At 71.3% G+C, this 5,035-nt stretch carries 4 protein-coding genes and 1 pseudogene; all 5 read right to left on the reverse strand.

What is annotated here, in order from left to right; genetic code table 11:
• Positions 1–286 (reverse strand): annotated as a pseudogene (locus tag DD1DGNOD_RS28410) (phosphoesterase PA-phosphatase); the annotation flags it as partial.
• A gap of 186 nt (positions 287–472) precedes the next feature.
• Positions 473–1,504, reverse strand: a complete 1,032-nt coding sequence (locus DD1DGNOD_RS24630) for a 2OG-Fe(II) oxygenase family protein (protein ID WP_131764908.1) — start codon at positions 1,502–1,504, stop codon at positions 473–475.
• 172 nt (positions 1,505–1,676) lie between these two features.
• Positions 1,677–2,537, reverse strand: coding sequence for a DUF427 domain-containing protein (locus DD1DGNOD_RS24635; RefSeq protein ID WP_131764907.1), 861 nt, complete (start codon positions 2,535–2,537; stop codon positions 1,677–1,679).
• Positions 2,534–3,610 carry an alpha/beta fold hydrolase gene (locus DD1DGNOD_RS24640; RefSeq protein WP_131764906.1) on the reverse strand — a complete coding sequence of 359 codons (1,077 nt, stop codon included), beginning with the start codon at positions 3,608–3,610 and terminating at the stop codon, positions 2,534–2,536. The genes DD1DGNOD_RS24635 and DD1DGNOD_RS24640 overlap by 4 nt, the downstream gene beginning before the upstream one ends.
• Positions 3,610–5,035 (reverse strand): oligopeptide/dipeptide ABC transporter ATP-binding protein (locus DD1DGNOD_RS30250; RefSeq protein WP_241255961.1); only part of this gene is annotated, 1,426 nt, incomplete at its 5' end. The genes DD1DGNOD_RS24640 and DD1DGNOD_RS30250, both read right to left, overlap by 1 nt.

Below are 5,035 nucleotides of genomic sequence, written 5' to 3' on the forward strand. Positions count from 1 at the left end.
AAGCCGGCCTGGCGGCGAGGGCACGCTCGGCAGCGAGCCAGCTCACCGCCCATATGCGGCTGTTCGTGACCTGGGTGGGCAGGGCCGCGGCGGCGACCGTGCGCGCTGTGACAGCGTACCAGTCGAGGACCACGTCATAGTCGGCGTTGCCGGCGTTCGTGGCGGAGCGCTGTGCGACCGCCGCGGTTCCCGCCGAGCCGGTGCCGGCGACCATTGCGGCGGTCAGTGTGGCCGTGACGACGGCGAAACGCAGACGCGGTCGGATTACGGCACGTAAAGAGAACACGATCGTCTCCGCGAATGAGGTAAATGGGCGCGTCAATGAAATGCGGCATTAATGGGTTGCAAAAAAGGCCGTTTATGGGTTACGGAAAAGGCCCGGTGTGTCGGATCCGGCGGGCCACCGGGTCCGGTAGCCGCCGCCGAGTCCGGTAGCCGGAGCGCCCGGAACCCGGCGGCAGGCGTTGACGGTTCAGAGTCCCGCCGATGTTTCCGCCAGTTCGGAGACGTACGGCCGGCCCTCCCGCCAGGCCGCCACCTGGTCGGGACGACCGAAGATCTTGAGATAGTCCTCGACCCCGTTCTCGATGAGTTCGCCCAGCAGCGCGGGTTCGAAGTCGGTGCCGTCCGCGCCGACGAAAGTCGGCAACGGCTCAAGCACGGTGTCGAGGCTCGGGTGGTAGAAGAGCCCGGTGGACTGCCGGGTCACTGTGCCGCCGGCCACGACCCGATGGCGAACGGGACGCAACCGGCCGTTGGTCCAGCGGGTGAGGATCGTCCCCGAGAACACCTGCAGTGCGCCGGGTACGACGGGCACCGGGATCCAGCTTCCGTCGGGTAGCTGCACCTGCAGCCCGGTGTAGTCGCCGCTCTGGTGCAGGATCGTCACGGCCGAGCCGTCCGCGTGCTCCAGCAACAGGAGCTTGTCCTCGTCGGACGCGGTGTCCGGATAGGTCCAGGTCGGGTAGTCGTTGACGAGGAAGCTGGCGTGGTAGGGCTCGTCGTGCGGGAAGCTGCCGGCGGGAAGGCCGAGGATCCGCTCGTACAGCCCCAGCACCCGCCGAGCCAGGCCGACAGCCGCGTCGGTGTAGGCAGAAGTGACCTCCCGCAGGCCGGGGTCCTGCTGCGGCCAGACGTTGGCGTGTTCATAGAGCCCGAGCCAGCGCCGGCTGACCCCGGCGGCGGCGGCGTCGGCCGGGTTGTCGAACTGGGCGATCCAGTACCGCTCGAGCTCGAGGCGGCCGAAGTCGTCGGGCCACTGGCGCCAGCCGCGGTAGGGATGCCCGGTGGGGCTGGCGAGCTTGGCCTTCTCAGCGCGGGGCAGCCGCAGGATGCGCCCGATCCGCTGTTCGAAGTCCTCGATCAGCTCCAGCGAGACGCCGTGGTTGACCACCTGGATCAGTCCGATGCTCTCAGCCGCGTCGCGGACCCGTCGCAGAAGGTCTGCGGGGGCGTCCTCGGCGAGGGCCGCCTGAAGGTCGATGACGGGGATCGTGTCGCTCATGGCAGATGTCCCTCCGGGGGGCGTCTCGGGATTGCCGGTATCGGGATGCTGAGATCGGGAATTGCCGGTATCGAGAACGGATTGCCGGGACGAGGTGCGAACGGACCGCCGGGCAATAGATATCGGGCATGGATATTCATAGATATTGAGGTACGGGGGGCCGGGGCGCCGGTCAGGACCAGGGCGTGCTGGGGCGCGGCTGGCGGACACCGTCCACGATCAGGTCGACCCGTTCGTTGAAGAACGCGACAAGACCGGCGATCTTCGGGATCTCCGGGATGGATTCGGCGTAACTCCACGCGATGTCGTCGATCCGTGTGCCGTCCGGCCCCTCGTAGGACCAGTACCGGGCCTCACCCTTGTACGGGCAGCGGGTGCGGGTCTGTGCCGGTGTCAGCCGGTCCCACCGCACATCGAGCTTTGGCAGGTAGTAACGGATCGGCAGCCCGGTCTCGAAGAGCAGGGTCGGGTGGTGGGTGTCGGCCAGTGACTCGTCGCCGACGCGGACCTCGACGTGCCGCGACGAGGGCAGCGCGTCGACGCGCTTGTAGGGGTCGCGGGGGTGGACGAAGACCTGCTCGTCCTCCTCGTACCAGGCGTCAACCCTGTCCCAGTAGAAGGCGACGTAGTCGGCGAGGTCGGCTACGTCGGGAATCGGCTCGGGATAGGCCCAGACCGCGTTCTCGGCCCTCCGGTCACCGACGGTGATGGTGAAGTAGGAGGCGTCGCCCTTGCGCGGGCAGCTCGTGTGGTGGTCGGTGGGGGTGAGCAGGTCGAACCGGACGTCCGGGCGCGGGAAGTAGTACACCGGCAGGTGCCCGGCCTCGAAGACGTACAGCGTCCGGATGCTGTCCGCGATGACCTGCCCGTTGAAGAACACCCGGACCCGTCGGCCGTTCGGCTCGGTCCGCACCGGGCGCAGATCGCGCGGCCGCGGTGAGAACGGATCCCGCTCGGTCGCCCCGGTGACGCGCTCGGTCGCCCCGGTGACGACGGAGCCGGTCGACGATCCGGTCGATGTCGTGCTGCTCATGTCCGGGCTCCCTGTCCGTTCGTCGGTGTCGTTGCATCGGTGCCGGCCGGGGCTGTTGACGTCTGCGCGGCGGCGAGGACGTCGAGCAGGTGGCCGGCGAGGGCCACAGGCTGCTGCGTCTCCAGGTCGCTGCCGCTGCCGCTGCCGTCGCCCGCCACGATCCGGGCGCGCGGCGCCCGGCGGGCCAGGACGTCGAGGTCGTCGGACGACAGCCATCCCGCACCGTGCACGACGGTCGGTGCCGCGCCCGCCAAGTGGTCCCACAGCGGTGACGGGTCGTAGGACGCCGCGGCGACGGCGGGATCATGGCGCCACGCCCACGAGCCGTCCGGTTCACCGACGGTGCCGAAGAGCACCTCGCGCCGCAGGAAACCCTCGGCACCCCGCAGGCCCCCGGCAGCCGAGCGGCCCTGGACACCCGAGGGGCTCCCCGCACCTGGCAGACCCTGGGCATCCGGCGGGAAGGTCGAGGCCAGCTGCCGTACGGCATCCGTCCGGGATGCGGGAGCATCGCCCACCGCCCGGCGCCGGGCGCGTCCGGCGCCGGGCAGGGTGTCGAGCAGGACGAGCCGGCGGACCAGCTCCGGCCGGCGAGCGGCGACCACCAGCGCCGTGAGCCCGCCGAGTCCGCTGCCGACCACCAGGCGTGCACGCGGGGCGAAGGACGCGATGGCCTCCCCCACCGCGGCTGCGAGCCGGGTGGGTTCGTACCGGCCGTCGCGTCGCCAGTTCGACCGGCCGTGGCCGGGCAGGTCGAGCGAGGCGGCCGGCAGGCCGAGAGCCAGGATCACGGCGTCCCACTGGCGCGCGCTGCGGCCGGCGTCGTGGACGAAGACGACCTGGGGCGGGCCCGGCCCCCACAGGACCGCGCTCAGGTGACCGCCCGTGGTCGGGTTGAACCAGCGGCGGCCCACCAGCGGGGGCCCGTGCCAGTCCAGGCCCGCATCCCCGGCGGTGTCCTCCAACAGCGTGAACTCGTTTTCCGGGTCGACGTCATCGAGCCGGTCAAGGTCATCGAGCCGGTCGACGTCATCGAGCTGGTCGAGGTCGCCGGCGGCGAGACGTTCGGACATCACACCCTCTCCTTCTGCGCAGCCGGCGGCGCTTGCGCGCCGGACCCGGCAGGCGGTGTCGACGGGGTCCTGGGCAGATCGGACGGTTCGAGGTGGCAGCGGACCGTGTGCACAGGTGCTCCGGGCGGCCCGGGCAGCAGCCGGACGGGAGGAGCCACCTGGTCACACAGGCCGTCCACCCAGCGGGGGCAGGTCCCGGCGAACCGGCAGCCGGCCGGCCCCACCGGATCCGGACGGCCGGGTACCCGACCCGGACGGCCAGGCGCCGGAGCCGGCGCATCGGTCCCGGTCAGGCTGTCGGTATACGGGTGGTGCGGGCCGGAGAGCACGGCGGAGGTGGGACCGACCTCGACAATCTGCCCCCGGTACAGGACAGCCAACCGGTCCGCCAGGTATCCCACGACGGCCAGGTCGTGGGAGACGAACAGGTAGGAGACGCCGTCGGTGTCCCGCGCGGTCGCCAACAGCTCCAGCACAGCAGCCTGAACGCTCACGTCGAGTGCTGACACCGGTTCGTCGCAGACGACCAGGTCGGGTTTGCCGGCGAAGGCGCGGCCGATGGCCACCCGTTGTTTCTGCCCGCCGGACAGCCGTGCGGTCCGCACCGGCAGGAGGCGAGGGCCGAGCTGGACCCTGCCGGCGAGGTCGGCGACCGTGCCCGATCCGCGCAGCGTCACCAGCGCCCGACGCAGCACGGTGGCTACGGGGTGTCGTGGGTTGAGGGTGGTGTCGGGATCCTGGAAGACCATCTGCACCCGGCGGCGGTCCTCGGCGGACCGGCGCGACAGCCGGGCTGGCAGGGGGCGCCCGGCAAGCCGGAGCTCTCCCGGACCGTCTGGTCCGAGACCCACCAGCGCCCGGGCGAGGGTGGTCTTGCCGCTGCCGGACTCGCCCACGAGCCCGAATACCTCGCCGTAGGCGATGTCGAGATCGATCTCGTCCAGCACCGGCGTCCGGCCGTAGCTGCGGGACAGCCCCCGCACGGACAGCAGCCGCGGGCTCGGGGTCGGGGTCGGGGTCGGGGTCGGATGATCTACTTCTGTGCCCTGCTCGGGAAGGTGCGGCGTCATGAAGCGGTCACTGTGGTGGCAGCGCACCGTGTGCCCGACCAGATGCGCGTCCAGCTGCCCGTCCGGGGGCTTGTCCGGCGGGACGACGGCGGGAGCGGCTGCGAGAACGGGGACGAGGGGTGGCTCCCAGGTGCAGCATGTCTCGTCGGCGAGCGTGCAGCGGTCGGCGAACGTACAGCCGCTCGGCCGTTCGGTGGGAGCCGGTGGCTGCCCCGGCACCGCCCGTAGCCTGCCCTCCCGGCGAGTGATCCCGACCGTGGGTGCCGCTGCGACGAGGCCGGCGGTGTAGGGGTGCCGCGGTGTGGTGAGCAGTTCGGCCGCCCGGCCCTCCTCGACCAGGCGGCCCGCGTAGAGG

The organism is Candidatus Protofrankia californiensis, assembly GCF_900634765.1.
GTDB classification, from domain to species: Bacteria; Actinomycetota; Actinomycetes; order Frankiales; family Frankiaceae; genus Protofrankia; species Protofrankia californiensis.

What these genes read in the sequence shown, in the direction of transcription:
- DD1DGNOD_RS24635 (WP_131764907.1), bottom strand. Translation starts at nt 2,537, where the DNA reads ATGAGCAGCACGACATCGACCGGATCGTCGACCGGCTCCGTCGTCACC.
- DD1DGNOD_RS24630 (WP_131764908.1), bottom strand. Translation starts at nt 1,504, where the DNA reads ATGAGCGACACGATCCCCGTCATCGACCTTCAGGCGGCCCTCGCCGAG.
- DD1DGNOD_RS24640 (WP_131764906.1), bottom strand. Translation starts at nt 3,610, where the DNA reads ATGTCCGAACGTCTCGCCGCCGGCGACCTCGACCAGCTCGATGACGTC.